The following is a 17,681-nucleotide window of genomic DNA, read 5'->3' as shown; positions in this document are numbered from 1 at the left end:
GAAGTCACCGGCCGGTATCCGCCCATCAGTCGTAGGCCTCCCGTGCCGGAAGGCCTACGACGGCATCACTAGCGCCTGCGGATCCGCTGTCCCATCGGCTCCAGCATCCCCCGGCTCGGCGCGCGGCGCATTCCGCGAGGGCTACTGGCGAGGGCGCTCCAGCGTCAGCAGCAGGCCCTCCACGGCCCCGGGGCCTATGCGCCCCTTGACGTCGGCGGACGTGATCGCCTTGAGCGCCCAGCCGTCCTCGGCGTGCTTGTTCAGGACCTTCTCCAGTTTGCCGCTGTCCAGCGCGTCGCCGATCAGCGATTCACGGAAGGTGACGACCTTGTACTCGTACGTGTAGGGGTTGCTCATGACTACGGGGCTCTCCTGCGCTTCGGTGGGCGTGCCGGGGCCCACCCAATCACTGTTCGACGCTGGAACACAGGGGCGAACCCACCCCTCGCCGATACCTTTGGTGAAGCTTCATCCAGAGAGGGACCCATGGACAGGGCGGCAGCCGGCACAGGTCATGGGGACACCCGCGGAACGGACGACTCCAACGTGCCTGGACGCGCGAGCCGTTGACCGACGGAGGGCCGACGCCTCCGAAGCACGGTTCGCCGTCCGACGGACTCGGCGCACGATACCCCGTAGATCTGTCGTGTCTGCGACACCCAGCGGTTCGAGCCACCGTAGCGTTATGCACCGTAAAGGTGGATTCCTGTGACGGTGAACCCATGGTGGCGCGATGTGTTGGAGTGCGACGGCCGATCTGGTCGCCGGTACCGGTATCGCCGCGGTCGGCGTGGCCTGTGTGGCCCGCGTGCGCAGACCCGGCGATCTCCCGCTGGCCGCACTGCCGCTGATTCTCGGGGCGCACCAGATCGTCGAGTCCCTCGTCTGGGACGCGGGCGGCGGGACGGGCCCCGCCACCGTCGTCTGGGCCGTCATCGCCCTGCCGCTGCTGGCGGTGTGGGTACCGGTGGGCGTGGTGTGCGCCGCGCCGCGACACGCCTGGCGCCGACTGCTGATCCCTCTCACCGCCGGTCTCCTGACCGCCGCCACGCTGGCGTACGCAATGGCCACCCGCCCGGTCAGGGCCGAGATCCGCGGTCACACCGTCGGCTACTTCGTCGACCTGTCCCACGCCGAACTGGTCATCGCCGGCTATCTCATCGCCACCGTCGGATCCCTGCTGCTCTCCGGCGACCGCGGTGTGATGCTCCTCGGTGTGCTGGCGGCCATGGGCGTCCTGATCTGCTGGGCCACGTGGCGGATGGAGTTCGTCTCGACCTGGTGCGCGTTCGCGGCGCTGTGCTCGCTGGTCCTCTACGGGTGGGTCCGCGGGCGCCGACCGAGCTGACCCGACCCGAGAGGCGGGCCCTCGGCGACCCGCCGTCGGCTAGGGGGCGGTGCCAGGGGGTGGTCCGCCGGCGGTGCGTTCGTCGAACGCCTCCCGCGCGGCCCGGATGGCGGTGATGTTCGCCTGCGACCAGTCGGTGATGCTCTGGATGAGCCCGCCCACCTCCTGGCCGAGGCCGGTCAGCCGGTACTCCACGCGCGGCGGCACGGTCGGGTACACATCGCGGGTCACCAGTCCCTCGCGCTCCAGCGCGCGGAGCGTCTGGGCCAGCACCTTCGGCGTCACGCCGTCCAGTCGCCTGCGCAGCTCGCCGAACCGCATGGGCCGCCCGTCCTCCAGGGCCACCAGCACCAGCATGGTCCACTTGCCGGCGAGCAGTTCCAGCACGGCGCGGGTGGGGCAGTCGCGCAGAAAGACGTCCACGCCACCGAAGTTCCTCAGGTCGAAGCCGGTATCCATGAGGAACCTCGATATCAGACAAGTGCCTTCTTCCGCGTGGTTATCGGTCGGGCGGACCATGGGACCAGCGAGCCCCGTCCGACGAGGAGTCCTGATGACCGCCCGTATGCATGCCATCGTCCAGTCCGAGTTCGGCGGTCCTGATGCGCTCACCTACCAGGAGACCGACGTGCCGGAACCCGGCCCGGGGGAGGTGCTGCTGCGGGTCGCCGGTGCCGGGGTCAACCCGGGCGACGCGGTGCTCCGGGCGGGCCGCGTTCCGGGCCTTGTCACCCTGCCGTGGACTCCGGGCAACGACGTGGCGGGTGTCGTCGAGCGGACCGGTGACGGCGTCACACGGTTCACGCCGGGCGACGAGGTGTACGGCATGCTGCCGGTCGCGCGGCGGGGCGCGTACGCCGAGTACACCGCCGTCCCGGCCGCCGCGCTGGCTCCCAGGCCGAAGAACCTTGATCTGGCGCACGCCGGGGCCGTGCCCCTGGTCGCCTTCACCGCCTGGCAGGCGCTGGCCGTGCTGGCCCGGGTCCGGCCCGGCGACCGGGTGCTGATCCACGCGGCGGCCGGCGGTGTCGGCCATGTCGCGGTGCAGCTCGCCAAGGAACTCGGGGCGCACGTCATCGGCACCGCCCGCGCTGCCAACCATGAGTTCCTGCGCGGTTTGGGCGCCGACCAACTGATCGACTACACCGTCACCGACTTCCGGACCGCCGTCGCCCCGGTGGACACGGTCCTGGACCTGGTCGGCGGTTCCTACGGACCGCGCTCTCTCGACGCCCTGAAACCCGGGGGTCTGCTGATCGGCGCCTCGATCGACCCGGGAACGGACGAGCGGCAGGCCGTCGCCCGCGGCCTGCGCTACGTCTGGGTCACCGCCGAACCCTCCGGGCAGGTACTGGAACGGATCACCGAACGCGTCGAGGCGGGCAGGCTGCGGGTCGCGGTCCACCGCACCTACCCGCTGGCCGAGGCCGCCGCGGCCCATCGCGCGATCGAGGGAAAGCGCACCATCGGCAAGATCGTCCTGGTGCCGTGAACGCCGTGTACCGGCCCAACGCCCGGCGTCGTGGCCTTGGTTGAGCCGGTCGGAGATCAGCCGCCGGCCGGTTTCGAAGGCGCTGATGACGTACAGCGCCTCGTCGTCGATCGCGTTCTCGTCCCCGTCGAGACAGATCCGGACCGGGTGTCCGTCAGGGGCGTACTGCGCTTCCGCGTCATGGGTGTTGTCCCGACTGGCCCGCTCCAGCTCGTCCAACAGCGCGCCGATGGTGCGTACTTCGCCGGGTGACCGCTCCACGTACCGGCGTACGAGGCTGGCTCCTCCCAAGTGACCGTGCTCAGCCCCGAGGGCTTCGACGCGGCCGGTCCACCCGTTGCCGGGGATGTCGAGGCCTCGGTGCCGCAGGCGGCGGTCGCGTACGACAGCCCCGAACAGGACCGCGGTGAGCGGGGGTCGTGGGGTGATGCGTACGGTGGTCATGGCGGCAGTCCCTCCGAACGCGGCTACCGCTGGGACGCCGGCCGGCCTGAGAACGTACGGGCTCGTCGGCCGGACGGGTCGTCGGCCCCGTGCGTGAGGGCGTACCGGAGTATTCCCGGCGACGGTGGTGGCACCGGTACCAGGACCGGCGATCCTGCTCACCGGAGGGATCTGGTTGCCCCGGGCGGCCCGGCGCAGAGTGTTCCCATGAACACCACGAAGCAGCCGGAAGCCAGGAGCCGTGTGACCCCGCTCAGGTCACTTCTGGGAAGCACGTACGTCCCACGCCCCGGCGGAGCCCGTCCCGTTCACCGGAACACGTTGTCGGAGTCGTCCCAGACCGACGGCTCGCCCTGCGCGTACTCGCGCGGGACGCGCGACGACGTCTGATACATCGCCTCGATCTCGGCGGCGAACCGCTTCGCGATCGCGTCCCGCCGGAGTTTCATCGAGGGCGTCAGCAGTCCGTTGGTCATGTCGAAGGACTCGGGGAGAACACGGAACACCCGGATCGACTCCGAACGGGACACGGTGGTGTTGGCGGCGGCGACAGCACGTCTGACCTCCTCGCGCAGCTCGTTCTCCTCGCGGGCGTCCCGGACCGGGTGTTCACCCTTGGCCCGGGCCGCCCGCCAGTGCGCGACGAATTCCGGATCCAGCGTGATCAGCGCGCCCACACAAGGCCGGTTGTCACCCACGACCACCGCCTGGTGGATCAGCGGATGCACGCGCAGACGCTCCTCCAGGGCCGCGGGAGCCACGCTCTTGCCGCCGCTCGTGATGATGATGTCCTTCTTGCGCCCGGTGATGGTCAGATAGCCCTCGGCGTCGACACTGCCGATGTCGCCGGTGGCCAGCCAGCCGTCCTGGAACGCAGCCGCGGTGGCCGGAGCGTTGTTGATGTACCCCTGGAACACCGACGGCCCCCACACCAGGATCTCCCCGTCGTCGGCCACGTGGACCTCCGTGCCCGGCAGCGGACGGCCCACGGTTCCGAACTTCTCCCGTCCCACCGGCTGCACGGTGATGCCGCCACTGGTCTCGGTGAGCCCGTATCCGTCGTGGACGAAGATCCCGATCCCGGCGAAGAACAGGGCCAGTTCGCGGTTCAGGGGCGAGCCGCCGGACACCCCGCCGCACACTCTTCCGCCCAGCGCGGTGCGCAGTCTTCGGTAGACCGCCTTGTCGTAGAGGGAGTGCTGGAGCTTCAGGTCGAAACCGGGACCGGGCCCCTGGCCGAGCCGTTGGCGCTCGGAGGCGGCGGCGAAGTCCTGCGCGGTGCGGACAGCCCGCTCGAACAGCTGCCCGCGGCCCGCCTGTTGTGCCGAGCGCAGGAAGTTCTTGTAGATCTTCTCGAAGACGAACGGAACCGCGTACAGGTATGTGGGCCGGAAGGAGAGGATGGCCGCGGAGAGTGCCTCCGCGTGCAGCTCCGGTTCGTGCGCCATCAGCATGCCGCCACGCATACAGAGCCCCTGGATCATGAGGCCGTACACGTGGGAGAACGGGAGGAAGGCGAGGATGGCGGGCTGCTGCCCGGGCGGGGCGGCGGTGTGTCTCCAGCCCGCGAGCAGTGTGTCGACCGGACTGGCCAGACTGCGATGGGTCAGGGCGCAGCCCTTTGGCTGCCCCGTCGTGCCGGAGGTGTACGCGACGACGGCCGTGGAGTCGGGCAGCACGATCCGGCGCAGTGAGTCGATCGTGGTCGTCGGTATCGCGCGGCCCCGCTCGATCAGCTGTGTCAGCGCGCCGGAGTCCAACTGCCAGACGTGGCGCAGGAACGGGAGCGCGGCGCAGGCCGAGCCGACCGTCATCACGCCCTGCTCGTCCTCGACCACCACACCGACACAGTGCGCGTCCTTGAGGATCCACTCGACCTGCTCGTGCGAGGAGGTCGGGTAGATCGGTACCACCTCGGCGCCCACCGACCACAGGGCATAGCCGAGCACGGTCCACTCGTAACGCGTGCGCGCCATGATGGCCACGCGGTCACCCGGGCGTATCCCCGACGTGACGAGTCCCCTCGCCAGATCGACCACTTCGTCCCACAGTTCGGCGGCCGACACCTGGGTCCACGTCGAGGGGGAGCCTTCGGTGCGGCGCGCGATCTGCGCGAGCCCCGGATCGCGGCGAGCCGCTTCGAAGAGGCTGTCGGCGAGTCCTCCCTGCATCACCGTCGTGGTCGGTGGAGGAAGTTCGGACTGGTGCATTCGCCGCTCCGGAATTCTCCTCGACGCGGCCTCACCAAGAGACGCTGGAGCCGAGGATTCATGAATCTAGCCCACCACGAGGACCACCGTGCCGGGATTCACCGAGCAACCGCTTTTCCCGGCTGGTGAGGCCTGGAACGGGGCCTCACCGTGCTCTCGATACCGCTCGGAACCGGTGCGGGAATCCGGAGTTGCCCGCAAGACGGGCCGAAGCGTCACCCGTTCACCCTTTCGGACGGGGGCTTCGGGCTGACACACTCCGGAGGGTGCCTGACTTCGACATGCTTGTCATCGGTTCCGGCCCGGGTGGCCAGAAGGCCGCCATCGCCGCGGCCAAACTCGGCCGCAGGGCCGCCGTCATCGACCGCCCGGACATGGTCGGCGGGGTCTCCATCCATACCGGAACCATCCCCTCCAAGACGCTGCGTGAGGCGGTCCTCTATCTCACGGGACTGACGCAGCGTGACCTGTACGGCCAGAGCTACCGCCTCAAGGAAGACATCACCGTCGCCGACCTGACCGCGCGCACCCAGCACGTGGTCGGCCGAGAGGTCGACGTCATCCGGAGCCAGCTGTCCCGCAACCACGTCTCGCTCTTCGCGGGCACCGGCCGTTTCCTGGACGATCACACCGTCGGCCTGACAGAGGTGAACGGTCATGAACGGGAGTTGACCGCCGAGCACATCGTCATCGCCACGGGCACGCGTCCGGCCCGGCCCGCGACCGTCGAGTTCGACGAGCAGACCATCCTGGACTCCGACAACGTCCTGAACCTGGAGCGGGTCCCGCGCTCCATGGTCATCGTGGGCGCCGGGGTGATCGGCATGGAGTACGCCTCCATGTTCGCCGCCCTCGGCAGCAAGATCACGGTGGTGGAACAGCGGCCCGGGATGCTCGACTTCTGCGATGTCGAGGTCATCGAGTCGCTGAAGTACCACCTGCGGGACCTCGCCGTCACCTTCCGCTTCGGGGAGACCGTCGCCGCGGTGGAGCGGCACGCCCGGGGCACCCTCACGATCCTGGAGAGCGGCAAGAAGATCCCGGCGGACGCGGTGATGTACTCGGCGGGCCGACAGGGGCTCACCGACGAACTCGACCTGGACAAGGCGGGCTTGTCGGCCGACCGGCGCGGCCGGATCACGGTCGACGAGCACTACCGCACCGAAGTGCCGCACATCTACGCCGTCGGTGACGTCATCGGCTTCCCCGCACTGGCCGCGACCTCGATGGAACAGGGCCGTACGGCCGCGTACCACGCGTTCGACGAGCCGGTGAACCGGATGCACGACCTCCAGCCGATCGGCATCTACACCATTCCGGAGATCAGCTTCATCGGCCGGACCGAGGACCAACTCACCGAGGACCGGGTGCCGTTCGAGGTGGGTATCTCCCGCTACCGCGAACTGGCCCGCGGGCAGATCATCGGCGACTCGCACGGCATGCTCAAGCTGCTGGTCTCCCCGGACGACCGCAAACTGCTCGGGGTGCACTGCTTCGGCACCGGCGCGACCGAACTCATCCACATCGGGCAGTCGGTCATGGGCTGCGGCGGCACGGTCGACTACCTGGTCGACGCCGTGTTCAACTACCCGACGCTCGCGGAGTCCTACAAGGTCGCGGCCCTGGACGCGACCAACAAGATCCGGCAGATCGACCGGCTCAGGGACTGACCGGGCGGAGCGTGAACGAACGCGGGAGGCCGGGGGGAAGGACGCGGGGGCACTGGCTATGCTCTCGGCCATGCCCACAGCCATGGTGACCGGAGCGACAGCGGGAATCGGCGCGGCCTTCGCCCGGAGACTGGCCGCGGACGGCTTCGGTCTCGTCCTTCTCGCCCGTGACACCGAGCGACTCGGCCGGGCCGCGGAGAGGTACCGCGCCGACCACGGGGTCGACGTGGACATCCTCTCCGCGGACCTCGCCACCGAGGAAGGACTGGCCGCGGCGGAACAACGGGCCGGTCAGGGCGTCGACCTGCTGGTGAACAACGCCGGCTTCGGCCAGCGCGGAGCCTTCCTCGGCACCGACCTGTCCGAGGAACTGGCCATGCTCCGGGTGCACTGCGAAGCCGTACTGCGCCTCACCCGTGCCGCGCTGCCCGGCATGGTGGAGCGCGGACGCGGGGGTGTCGTGAACGTGGCCTCGGTGTCGGCGTTCTTCCCCCGCGGCACGTACAGCGCCTCCAAGGCCTGGGTCGTCACCTTCAGCGAGAGCCTCCGTCAGGAGGTGGGCGGCAGCGGCGCCCACGTGATGGCCCTGTGCCCGGGCTGGGTGCGCACCGAGTTCCACGAACGGTCGCGGATGGACACCTCGGGCATTCCCGAGTCCATGTGGCTGGACGCGGACGACCTCGTCGCCGCCTCCATCCGTGACTTCCGCCGCGGTGTCCCGGTGAGCATCCCGGACGCACGCTACAAGGCCCTCGCCGGGCTCGGCCGACTGCTGCCCCGCCGGCTCAACGCCCGGCTCTCCGCCGGAGCGGGCAGCCGCCACTGACCGGCGCCGGAGCGAGGCCGGGCCGCCCCCGTTGCTCTTGGGGCGGCCCTTTCTCCCGCATACCGGGTCCCTAGCGCCGACTCCGTACCAGCAGATACAGGAAGTACGGCGTGCCGATCACCGCCGTCATCAGGCCGGCGCCGAGTTGAGCGGGCGCGATCACCGTGCGGCCGAGCAGGTCGGCCGTGCAGACGAGCGCGGCGCCGAGCAGGACGGAGACCGGCACCACCCGGACGTGCCGCCGGCCCACGAGGGCGCGCGCCGCGTGCGGCGCCACGAGGCCCACGAAGCCGATGGTGCCTGCCGAGGCGACCGCGGTCGCGCTGAGCAGGACGCTCACCACCAGGAAGCCGAGCCTGGTCCGGGACAGCCCCAGGCCGAGGAGCCGCGGGGTGTCCCCGTCCAGGGACACGAGGTCCAGCTCGGTGCGCCGGGCGACCGCGGCGATCAGGCCCAGCACCAGCACGAGCGCGACGGGCAGCACGTCCGGCATGGTCCGCCCGTACGTCGAACCGGACAGCCAGGTCAGCGCCTTCGTGGCGTTGAACGGGTCGGTGAGCACGATGAGCAGACTGACCAGTGCCGTCGTGCCGGCGGCCATGCCGATGCCGACGAGGACCAGCCGGTTCTGCTGGTAGCCGCCCCGGGCGGCGAGCCCGAAGACGATGACGGAGGTCACCGACGCACCCGCGAACGCGGCACCCGCGACGCCCCAGGTACCGGCGGCGGGCACGGTGGTGACGAGGAGTACGGCGCCCAGCGCGGCTCCGCCGGACACACCGAGGACCCCCGGCTCCGCGAGCGGGTTGCGGGTCACGGCCTGCACCAGCGTGCCTGCCAGGGCGAGGGCCGCACCCGCGCACAGGGCCGCGAGCACGCGGGGCATCCGGGTGTCGAGGACGAAGGACACGGCCCGACCGGCCCGCCCCTGCGCCCAGTTCGCCACGTCACCGAGCAGGAGTTTGCTGTCGCCCAGCAGGGCACCGGCGATGGTGACACCGACGACCACGGCGACCAGAACGGCCACCGTCACCAGGAACGCGGTCCGGCTGGGGATGCGGAATCGGTCCGGCGCCTCGGCTCCGGAGGTGTCCCGCAGCCGTAGCGCCATCACCACCAGGAACACGGCACCGACCAGACTGGTGACGACACCGGTTGGCACGGCCACAGCGGTGTCCGTGGGCACAAGGGCCCGCAGCACCACGTCCGACCCGAGGACAAGACCGGCGCCGACCAGGCCGGCCACGGGCAGGGTCGTACGGGCGCGGGCGAGGCCCCGGAACCTGCGGGCGAGCGGACGCACCAGGGCCGGTGCGCACAGGCCGACGAAGCCGATGGGGCCGGCGAGTGTGACGGCCACCGCGGACAGCAGTGCGGCCAGTACGACCACCGTCACGCGGGTGGCACGGACCGGGACGCCGAGACCGCGCGCGGCGTCGTCGCCAAGGGCGAGCGCGTCGACCCGACGGGCGGTCAGCAGCAGGCCGATGAGCCCGATCATGGCGATGGGCAGCAACTGCAGGACGCCGTCGAAGCCGTTCTGGCTGATGCTGCCCTGGTTCCACTGGTAGAGCCCCTTGGTCTGCTCGGGGAACAGCAGGAGCAGCCCCTCGGTCACCGAGCTGAGACCCAGCGCCAGAGCGGTGCCCGCGAGGACCAGCCGTACGGTGCCTGTGCCGAGGCCGGACAGGGCGAGTACGACGGCCGCGGCCAGCAGTCCGCCGGCGAAGGCGACGCCGGAGGAGGCGAGCAGCGGGAGTGAGGCACCGGTGGTGCCGACCAGCCCGAGTGCCAGGTACGAACCGGCGTTCACCGCGAGGGTGTCGGGCGCGGCGAGCACGTTGCGGCTGACGGCTTGGAGTACGGCGCCCGCCACGCCGAGGATGACGCCGACCATGATTCCGGCGGCCATCCGGGGCAGCCGGGAGGCGACCACGACGGACGCGTCGCCCGGATCGGCCTGCCCGGTGAGGGCCTTGAACACCTCGGCGGGCCCGACGGCGGCGGTGCCCTGGGTGATGTCGACGACGGCGAGGACGGCGACCAGGAGGACGAGCGCGGCCGCCACCGCGGCCGTGCCCGTCCGGGACGCGGCCGTCAGCGGCCGGGTGGCGGGGGACGTTGCGGTGACGGCCATGGCTCCGTTACTTCGTGAGCGCGGCGACGAGGGCGTCGATGTACGCCTCCATCGACCCCGGACCGCCGAACATCCAGATGCCGTCGGGCAGTCGGTGCACCTCACCGGCCTTCACGAACGGCAGCGACTTCCACACGGCGTTCTTCGCCAGCGCGCCGGTGAAGGGCGTGCTGCCCTCGTCGCCGTCGTTGCCTATGTAGGCGAACCGGACGTCCTTCGGCAGGTCGGTGAGGCCCTCGACGTCGGTGGTTCCGAGGCCGTACGCCTCGTCGCCCTTGATCGTCCAGGCGTTCTTCAGGCCGAGCGCCTCGTTGACGGTTCCGATGAGCGAACCGCTGGTGTAGGGCCGCAGGGAGACCTGGTTGGAGGTGACGTACCCGTCGGAGAAGGCGACGTCCGTGCCGGCGAGACCGGCGTCGGCGAGGGCCTTCTTGCCCTCGGCGACCTTGGCCTCGAAGTTCGTACGGGCCGTCTCGGCCTTGTCGGTGGTGCCGGTGGCCTTGGCGATGAGGTCGAGGTTCTCCAGCATCTGCCCGATCTGGTCGGAGGCGTCGGCGGACGTCACCTCCAGTACCGGGGCGACCTTGCGCAGCTGCTTCACCGCGGCGGGCGTCAGGTCGGTGGTGGCCACGATGAGGTCCGGCGCGAGGGAGGCGACCGTGTCCATGCTGGGCTCGCCGCGCGTGCCGATGTCCTTCGGCTCGTTCTTCAACGGGACAGCGCTGTCCCAGGTCTTGTAGCCCTTCACGTCGGCGACACCGACGGGGTCCACGCCGAGCGTGACGAGGCTCTCGACGACGTTCCACTCGGTGGCGACGACCTTGGTGGCCGGGCCGTCGAGCTTGACCTTGGCTCCGGTGGCGTCGGTGAGGGTGATGGCCTCGGAGGACTTCTCGGAGCTTTCGGCGGCAGGCTCGGTGGTGCCGCAGGCGGCGAGAGTGAGCGCGGCGGCCGTGGTGGCGGCCGCGGTGAGCAGGAGGCGTCTCATGAGGTGGTGCCGAGCCTTTCGGTTCGAGTGGGTCGGGCGTGGTGGCGGCCGATCGGGCGGGTGCGCAGTCGGCCGGTCAGGGGGTCGGTGTCGACGTCGATCCGGATGCCGTAGACGGCTGTCAGGCGTTCCGGGGTCAGGACGTCCTCGGGCAGGCCGTCGGCGACGATCCGGCCCGCTTCGAGCAGCGCGATCCGGTCCGCTACGGCCGCCGCCTGGTCGAGGTCGTGCAGGACGACTCCGACGGCGATGGAGTGGTCGTCGGCCAGGTCGCGGATGAGGTCGAGGAGTTCGATCTGGTAGCGCAGGTCGAGATAGGTCGTCGGTTCGTCCAGCAGCAGCACGCCGGTCTCCTGGGCGAGACAGCTCGCGAGCCACACGCGCTGCAACTGCCCGCCGGACAGGTGGTCGGCGCCCCGCTCGGCGAGGTCCCTGACACCTGTCAGTGTGAGCGCGCGGTCGACCGCGGCCGACGCGTCGGGATCGGGCCGGCCGAACCGGCCCCGGTAGGGGTAGCGGCCGAACTCGACGACATCCCGCACGGTCAGCCCGCTGGGCGTGGGGCGACCCTGGGTCAGCAGCGCGACGTGCCGCGCGAACTCACGGGGCGTCAGGGTGAGGCCGTCCGTGTCGGCATCGATCCTGAGCGTCGCGTGGCGGGCCCGCTGCAGCCGGGCGATCGTCCGCAGGAGCGTCGACTTGCCGCTGCCGTTGGGGCCGACCAGTGCGGTCACTTCGCCGGGCCGGAGCGCGACCGCCGCTTCGTGCACGACGTCGACACCGTCGTACGACACGGTCACACCCGTAGCCGAGAGTGCGTGACCGCGTAGACGCGGGGCAGCGGCTGTTTCTTCACCAGATCTCACATGGCGAAGGTTAGCCTAACCTAAATTCGCCTTGACGCGGTGCCCTCGAGTCCGGCCTCAGCCGGTCTGCCACGAGGCCGCGTTCCACACTCCCGAGCGCCGGAGCGACTGTGGGCAGTGCAGGTAGATCTCGTCGATCTCCAAAACCAGGGCCAGCGTGGGGCGCTGGCCGTTCAGCGTCATGGCGTCGAAGAACGGGGCGTCGGTGAGAATGCGGGCCCGGCCGTTGACCCGCAGGACCTCCTTGCTGCCCGGGATCAGGTACAGCAGGCCGGCGTGCGGGTTGTCGAGGATGTTGTGGAAGCTGTCGCCGCGGCGGTTCCCCGGCCGGTCGGGCAGGGCGAGCGTGCCGGAGTCGATGACGTGCGTGAAGCCGGGGGCGTCCCCGCGCGGGGAGACGTCGCAGTTGCCCTGGGTGTCGGAGGTGGCCAGCAGGCAGAACGGCGAGCGGGCCAGTATGTCCAGGTCCATGTCGGTGAGCCGGTCGTGGACCTTCTCGATCACTATCGGCCAGGGCTCGCCCAGCAGTTCGCGCAATTCGGCGGGCGATGCCAGCTCGACCCAGCCCTCCTCGGTCACGGCGTCCGAACCGTTGCCGGTGGTGTCGATCGTGTGCGGCAAGGCCGACTCCCAAGGTGTGTGCGTCCGGTGAGGGATCGCATATGAGGCATTGTCTGAAGTGAGGTTCACCTTACTTCGAGGTCCGGACGGAGCGGGTTCGACGACTGTGGGCGGCTTTGCGGGGGGCCGTGTGCCGGTACCGGGGTGACCGTGGCGGGCCTACGCGGCTGTTTCGGCGGTCCAGGTGATACGCGGGGGCTCGACGCGCGCGCACAGGGGAGTGCCGTTCACGTCCGTCAGGCCCAGACTCCCGACCAGCAGGCCGTCGCGCGCGGCGGCGGCGAGCACCTCGGCGGGGATGGCGTCGATCATCAGCTTGGCGCGGCGGAACATCGAGAAGACGCCCGACTCGTCGACCGTGCCCCACGACAGGTAGATGAAGCGGCGGCCCAAACGGTCCTGTACGTAAGGGCCCTTCACTTCGGTGCCGGTGCCGGCACCGGTGCCCGTGCCGGTCGGAGAGGGAGCTGTGGTGCACTCCAGCGTCCAGGTCGCCGAAGCGGCGTCGGCGGGCTGCGGGTCCAGGAGTTCGGCCGGACGGTCGCGGCGCTGCACGGCGACGTGAACGTTCTCGTAGACCACGACGTCGTTGTCGCCGCGGGCGGCGGGCGAGCAGGTGAGGCCGGGCAGGTCGACGGCGTCGATACGGATGCGCATCCGCCCATTGTCCCCGGGGCGGAGACGGCATGCCGCCGGACCGCCCTCATGCCCGGCCGGCGTACGTCCGTACGGAGCCGCCATCATGATCCTTCTCTGCGCTCGGCCGGCGCGTCCAGCCGAGCGGCTTGCCCGGAGGGCCGTTGAGCTCGGCGCGGGCCTTCTCCTGTGGCGTCGTCCATCCGCTCAGTAGTCTTCGGAACATGCGGATCTCTGTTTCCTCGGACATGGACGAACCAACGGCCCGGCGCCTCGTCACCGAGTTGCGCGAGCGCGGCCACGAGGTGCTGACGCACGGGGCGCTCGAGCCCGGCGAGACCACGCGGTGGGCGTTCTGCTCGGAGACGGCGGCCCGCGAGGTCGCCACCGGGACGTCCGACCAGGCGGTCGTCTGCTGCTGGACCGGCACCGGCGCGTCCATCGCCGCGAACAAGGTGCCGGGGGTACGAGCGGCCCTGTGCACGGACGCGTACACGGCGGACGGCGCACGCCGCTGGAACGACGCCAACGTGCTGGCGCTGAGCCTGCGCCTGACGTCCGAGCCGCTGCTCAGGGAGATCCTCGACGCCTGGTTCGCCGCCCGGGCCGGCCGTGACGCCGACGACCTGGAGAACGTGGCCCACATCGGACGCCTCGACGACGGCAGGACCGCTTCGTAGAGGTCCGACGACCGGCCGCCGACGGCTCGTGCCTCCCGGCCCTACTCCGGAAGCAGCGCGAGCACCGCGACGACGGCCCGATGGTCGGTACCCGGCAGCGTGCGCTCGCCCACGGAGACCCCCGCCAGGCCGGAGCCGTGCAGGACGTGGTCGAGCTGGACCATCGGCGGCACCAACGCGTGGCCGACCGGCCAGGTCCGGGCCCATCCGTGGCCGAGTTCGGCGTGGGTGTCGGTGAGCCCGGCCGACAGCAGCCTCCGCATCGGAGCGTGGTCGAGGGAGGCGTTGAAGTCGCCCAGGAACACCGTGTCGGGGCCGCCGCGCCGGGCTAGCGAGGCGAGGGCGGTCATGTCCCGCGTCCAGCGGTCCGCGTCTCCGAGGGGGTAATAGGTGTGGACGGCCACGAACCTCACCGTGCTTCCGTCGAGGGTGAGTTCGGCGGTGGTCTGGGGCCAGGCGGTGTCGGAGTCCGTCGTACCGCCGTGGGACAGCGGGCGTCGTGAGTAGATCGAGGAGTCGTACTCGGGGTGGAGTTCGCGGTACGGCATCAGTGCGCCGAGCCCCGCCTTGTCCAGGGCCGCCACCCCGCCGGGCGGCAGTTGCTCCAGGGCCAGCACGTCGATCCGCTCGGTGCGGACCAACTCCGCCACCGCACGTGGATCGGCGCCGCCGACATCGGTGTTGAGGGTGGCGACACGCAACTCCGTTGAGCCTGAGGGAATATGACGGCCCTCGGGGACGAACCGTGGTACCAGCAGCCCCACTTGAACGGCGACCAGAGCAGCCACGACGGCCACCGCCCATCGCGAGCGCAGCGCGCGAACCGCGACCATGACGCCGAGCACCAGCAGGCTGAGCAGCGCCGAGTACGGAAAGAGCACCATGGGCACCGCGAGGGGCGTACCGGCGTCAAGTCCCGTCAGACGTACGACGAGCAGCCCGGCGGGAAGGGCGAGCACGAGCCCGCAGCCCAGCAGTCCCCACGTACGTCCGCGCCGACCGCGTCCCCGCCGCCGGTCCGCGGCGCGCGGGATGTCGGTCACCGTGCCTGCCATCCGTCTCCGCCCTGTGCTCGTGCCCGGCGCGACTTCGCGATCACCGGGGTCCCGGGACGGGGACGACAGGACGGCGCGTACGGTTCCGGCCTCGGGACACCGTCATCGACTCTCGGCGGGGTTCTGCCAGCCCAGTCGTGGGCCGAGCCCGGTGGCGATGTCGGTGAGGATCTGTACGTAGTCGTCGTGGTCGAAGGTGAAGGGCAGGGCGAACGCCACCTCGTCGACCTCCCGGAAGGCCGCGTGGGCGTAGAGCCGCTCGGCGATCTCCTCGCTCGTGCCGACGAGATCGGGGGCGAACATCATGCGCGCCGGTCCCTGAGGCGTGCTGGTACGCGGCGTCCGCTTGAGGGCGTACTCCTCGTACTTCGCGCGCTGCTCCGGCGTGGCGCTGTCGGTGGGGATGACGACGAGGCCCTGGGAGACGCGGGCGCGCTCACCGTCGGGATGGTGGGCGCGGAAGGTCCGGATGTGCGAGAGCTGGATCTCGGCGAAGTCCTCGGACTCCTCCGCCTTCACCACACTGCTGGTCAGGAAGTTCATGCCGTGCTCGCCGGCCCACTGAGCCGAGCGCAGGCTTCCGCCGCCGTACCACATGCGCCGGCCCAGGCCGGGGGAGTGGGGCTGGACGCGGTCGGAGAACACCTCGAACCCCTTGATGCCGCTGGAGTCCGTGGCGGGTTTCCCGCGTACGAAGTCCAGCAGCCGTCGCATACGGTCGTAGGTGAAGTCCTCCGCGTCGGCGGTGTCGGGATAGAGCGCGTTCCTGACCTCGTCGTAGTGCATCGGCGGGCCGACGCTGAGGCCCGGATTGAGGCGGCCCCGGGACAGGATGTCGACCGTCGCCAGATCCTCGGCCAGCCGTAGCGGGTTCTCCCAGCCCAGGGGGATGACCGCGGTGCCCAGCTCGATACGGCTGGTGCGCTGTGAGGCGGCCGCCAGCACGGCGACCGGAGAGGAGATGCCGTACTGAAGATGGCGGTGTCGCACCCACGCACTGTCGAATCCGAGCCGTTCGCCCAGTCCGATGATTTCCAGTGTCGATTCGTGGCCCCGGCCGGGGTCGTCACCGTCGAACAGCCCGATGGTCAGGAAGCCCAGCTTCCGCAACGGGTCCGAGGGCAGTGGCACAGGGCTCCTCCATCGTTCACGGCGACTTCCGCCGAACACCAGTGCTGCGTTCATTGTCGCAGGCGAGAAGCATGTGCCGCCTTTCAGGCGCCCGTCGACGGCCCGGCAGGCGCGCTCGGCGATGTTTCAGGAGGGACGATATCGGCAACCCGCTCACCATGGTGCAAATCGGCTACACGATGATGACGGAGCAGGCGGGTCCCCGTGCCCTCGTGGAGGACCTGGTGGCCGCGGAGCGAGCCGGTTTCGACTTCTCCGTCACCTCCGACCACTACTTCCCCTGGCTCGCGTCCCAGGGCCACGCCCCCTACGCGTGGAGTGTGCTCGGTGCGGCGGCACAGGCCACCGAGCGGATCCCGCTGATGACCTACGTGACCTGTCCCACCGTGCGCTATCACCCGGCCGTGATCGCGCAGAAGGCCGCCACCATGCAGTTGCTCTCCCAAGGGCGGTTCCGGCTCGGACTGGGCTCGGGGGAGAACCTCAACGAGCACGTGGTGGGTGCGGGCTGGCCCTCTCCGCGGATCCGGATCGAGATGCTCGAAGAAGCGGTGGAGATCATCAGGGCACTCTTCGCCGGAGAAAACGTCAACCACCAGGGCGCCCATTTCGACGTGGCGAACGCCCGGCTCTGGGATCTGCCGGACGACCTGCCGCCCATCGGCGTGGCCGTCTCCGGCGAACTCTCCTGCTCGCTCGCCGGCCGGCTCGCCGACCTGGTCATCGCCACCGAGCCCAAGTCGGAGCTGCTCGAATCCTTCGACCGGCACGGCGGCCGTGGCAAGCCCCGGGTGGGCCAGCTCCCGGTCTGCTACGACACCGACCGGGACGCGGCGATCGCTCGCGCGCACGACCAGTTCCGCTGGTCGGTGGGCGGCTGGCCGGTGAACTCCGAACTGCCGGGCCCCTCGGGATTCGCCGGCGCGACCCAGTACGTCACACCGCAGGACGTGGCGGAGTCGATCCCCTGCGGCGACGACGTCAGCCAGTTCGTCGAGGCCGTACGCCCCTACGCGGAAGCCGGATTCACCGAGATCGCCCTCGTCCAGGTGGGCGGCGAACAACAACTCCCCTTCATCGCCTGGGCGGAGAAGGAACTCCTGCCCGCACTGCGCGAGCTGTGACCGAAGACGACACTGGAGAGACCGGACACCATGAGCGACAACGACACATCGTCAGCCACGCCTTCCGGCGACCCGGCCGCCGAGTGGGCCTCGAACCCCGACCTGGTACAGGTGGTGCTGGGCGACTGCTCGGTCGCCGACGCGGACACCGTGTTCCGCGCGCTGGGTTCCCGCTTCGCCTCCGAACGCGGCGACGACGCACCGGCACAGCGCACCGACACCCACCCCGACACGTGGACCAGCGCCTTTCTGGTCTCGGACAGTGCCGCCCCGCTGTCCGAAACGATCCTGGCGGGCTCCGTCACCGCTGACCTCCAGGGCGGTCCGGTGGCCGTCTCCCGTATGCGCGAAGCCCTCGCGTCCGGCTTCGCCGTCGAAGGGACGGGGTCGGTGTCCGGCGACCAGGAAGTGGATGTCCAGCTCCGGCTCACGGCCGCGGGCGACACGGCCTGA

17 protein-coding genes and 1 pseudogene are annotated in these 17,681 nt (G+C 70.5%); 7 read left to right on the top strand and 11 right to left on the bottom strand.

The annotated features are described in order from the left end of the window. Positions 1–141: 141 nt before the first annotated feature. Positions 142–357 carry a DUF4177 domain-containing protein gene (locus ACIBLC_RS11170; RefSeq protein WP_266471430.1) on the bottom strand — a complete coding sequence of 72 codons (216 nt, stop codon included), beginning with the start codon at positions 355–357 and terminating at the stop codon, positions 142–144. 376 nt (positions 358–733) lie between these two features. Between ACIBLC_RS11170 and ACIBLC_RS11165 the strand changes: the two genes are divergently transcribed. Then, the gene (locus ACIBLC_RS11165; RefSeq protein ID WP_399210543.1) at positions 734–1,348 is read left to right on the top strand and encodes a DUF6629 family protein; all 615 of its coding nucleotides are present in this window, start codon (positions 734–736) and stop codon (positions 1,346–1,348) included. Between the two features lie 39 nt (positions 1,349–1,387). On the opposite strand, the gene ACIBLC_RS11160 is transcribed toward ACIBLC_RS11165, so the two are convergent. Continuing rightward, complete coding sequence (locus tag ACIBLC_RS11160; RefSeq protein ID WP_399210542.1) at positions 1,388–1,807, bottom strand: winged helix-turn-helix transcriptional regulator; 420 nt, start codon at positions 1,805–1,807, stop codon at positions 1,388–1,390. Between the two features lie 94 nt (positions 1,808–1,901). Here ACIBLC_RS11160 and ACIBLC_RS11155 point away from each other — a divergent pair, with 94 nt between their 5' ends. Continuing rightward, positions 1,902–2,840: an NADP-dependent oxidoreductase gene (locus ACIBLC_RS11155; protein WP_399210541.1), complete on the top strand. Its 939-nt coding sequence runs from the start codon at positions 1,902–1,904 to the stop codon at positions 2,838–2,840. Positions 2,841–2,924: 84 nt separating this feature from the next. Here the strand turns inward: ACIBLC_RS11155 and ACIBLC_RS11150 are convergent. Both ACIBLC_RS11150 and ACIBLC_RS11145 read right to left on the bottom strand, forming a co-directional pair. Beyond that, positions 2,925–3,284: pseudogene (locus ACIBLC_RS11150) on the bottom strand (DUF6174 domain-containing protein); the annotation flags it as partial. Positions 3,285–3,592: 308 nt separating this feature from the next. Then, positions 3,593–5,494 (bottom strand): AMP-dependent synthetase/ligase, encoded by a 1,902-nt coding sequence (locus tag ACIBLC_RS11145; RefSeq protein ID WP_399210540.1) that lies wholly within the window; start codon positions 5,492–5,494, stop codon positions 3,593–3,595. A 266-nt stretch (positions 5,495–5,760) separates the two neighbouring features. Here ACIBLC_RS11145 and sthA point away from each other — a divergent pair, with 266 nt between their 5' ends. Next, a complete protein-coding gene (gene sthA / locus ACIBLC_RS11140) occupies positions 5,761–7,164 on the top strand; it encodes a Si-specific NAD(P)(+) transhydrogenase (RefSeq protein WP_399210539.1) in 1,404 nt (467 codons plus the stop codon). 70 nt (positions 7,165–7,234) lie between these two features. After that, positions 7,235–7,990 (top strand): SDR family NAD(P)-dependent oxidoreductase, encoded by a 756-nt coding sequence (locus tag ACIBLC_RS11135; protein WP_399210538.1) that lies wholly within the window; start codon positions 7,235–7,237, stop codon positions 7,988–7,990. A 70-nt stretch (positions 7,991–8,060) separates the two neighbouring features. On the opposite strand, the gene ACIBLC_RS11130 is transcribed toward ACIBLC_RS11135, so the two are convergent. From ACIBLC_RS11130 to ACIBLC_RS11110, 5 genes are all read right to left on the bottom strand, one after another. After that, on the bottom strand, positions 8,061–10,127 hold the full coding sequence (locus ACIBLC_RS11130) for an iron ABC transporter permease (protein WP_399210537.1): 2,067 nt from the start codon (positions 10,125–10,127) through the stop codon (positions 8,061–8,063). Between the two features lie 7 nt (positions 10,128–10,134). After that, positions 10,135–11,115, bottom strand: a complete 981-nt coding sequence (locus ACIBLC_RS11125) for an iron-siderophore ABC transporter substrate-binding protein (protein WP_399210536.1) — start codon at positions 11,113–11,115, stop codon at positions 10,135–10,137. Beyond that, positions 11,112–11,981, bottom strand: coding sequence for an ABC transporter ATP-binding protein (locus ACIBLC_RS11120; RefSeq protein WP_399210535.1), 870 nt, complete (start codon positions 11,979–11,981; stop codon positions 11,112–11,114). The genes ACIBLC_RS11125 and ACIBLC_RS11120 overlap by 4 nt, the downstream gene beginning before the upstream one ends. 57 nt (positions 11,982–12,038) lie before the next feature. Then, positions 12,039–12,602 carry an MSMEG_1061 family FMN-dependent PPOX-type flavoprotein gene (locus ACIBLC_RS11115; protein ID WP_399210534.1) on the bottom strand — a complete coding sequence of 188 codons (564 nt, stop codon included), beginning with the start codon at positions 12,600–12,602 and terminating at the stop codon, positions 12,039–12,041. Between the two features lie 159 nt (positions 12,603–12,761). Then, positions 12,762–13,259: a DUF5990 family protein gene (locus ACIBLC_RS11110; RefSeq protein ID WP_399210533.1), complete on the bottom strand. Its 498-nt coding sequence runs from the start codon at positions 13,257–13,259 to the stop codon at positions 12,762–12,764. Positions 13,260–13,462: 203 nt separating this feature from the next. Here ACIBLC_RS11110 and ACIBLC_RS11105 point away from each other — a divergent pair, with 203 nt between their 5' ends. Continuing rightward, positions 13,463–13,918 carry an RpiB/LacA/LacB family sugar-phosphate isomerase gene (locus ACIBLC_RS11105; protein ID WP_399210532.1) on the top strand — a complete coding sequence of 152 codons (456 nt, stop codon included), beginning with the start codon at positions 13,463–13,465 and terminating at the stop codon, positions 13,916–13,918. A gap of 41 nt (positions 13,919–13,959) precedes the next feature. Here ACIBLC_RS11105 and ACIBLC_RS11100 read toward each other — a convergent pair whose 3' ends face one another. Together ACIBLC_RS11100 and ACIBLC_RS11095 are read right to left on the bottom strand one after the other, a co-directional pair. Further along, the gene (locus ACIBLC_RS11100; protein ID WP_399210531.1) at positions 13,960–14,973 is read right to left on the bottom strand and encodes an endonuclease/exonuclease/phosphatase family protein; all 1,014 of its coding nucleotides are present in this window, start codon (positions 14,971–14,973) and stop codon (positions 13,960–13,962) included. A 102-nt stretch (positions 14,974–15,075) separates the two neighbouring features. Next, positions 15,076–16,104 (bottom strand): LLM class flavin-dependent oxidoreductase, encoded by a 1,029-nt coding sequence (locus tag ACIBLC_RS11095; protein WP_399210529.1) that lies wholly within the window; start codon positions 16,102–16,104, stop codon positions 15,076–15,078. A gap of 158 nt (positions 16,105–16,262) precedes the next feature. On the opposite strand from ACIBLC_RS11095, the gene ACIBLC_RS11090 reads away from it, so the two are divergent. Then, the gene (locus ACIBLC_RS11090; protein WP_399210527.1) at positions 16,263–17,228 is read left to right on the top strand and encodes an LLM class F420-dependent oxidoreductase; all 966 of its coding nucleotides are present in this window, start codon (positions 16,263–16,265) and stop codon (positions 17,226–17,228) included. Between the two features lie 30 nt (positions 17,229–17,258). After that, the gene (locus tag ACIBLC_RS11085) at positions 17,259–17,681 is read left to right on the top strand and encodes a hypothetical protein (protein WP_399210525.1); all 423 of its coding nucleotides are present in this window, start codon (positions 17,259–17,261) and stop codon (positions 17,679–17,681) included.

Source organism: Streptomyces sp. NPDC050535 (genome assembly GCF_044457665.1).
Lineage (GTDB): Bacteria > Actinomycetota > Actinomycetes > Streptomycetales > Streptomycetaceae > Streptomyces.
Note: the sequence above shows the minus strand (reverse complement) of the source record. Positions and strands in the feature narration are given on the sequence as shown.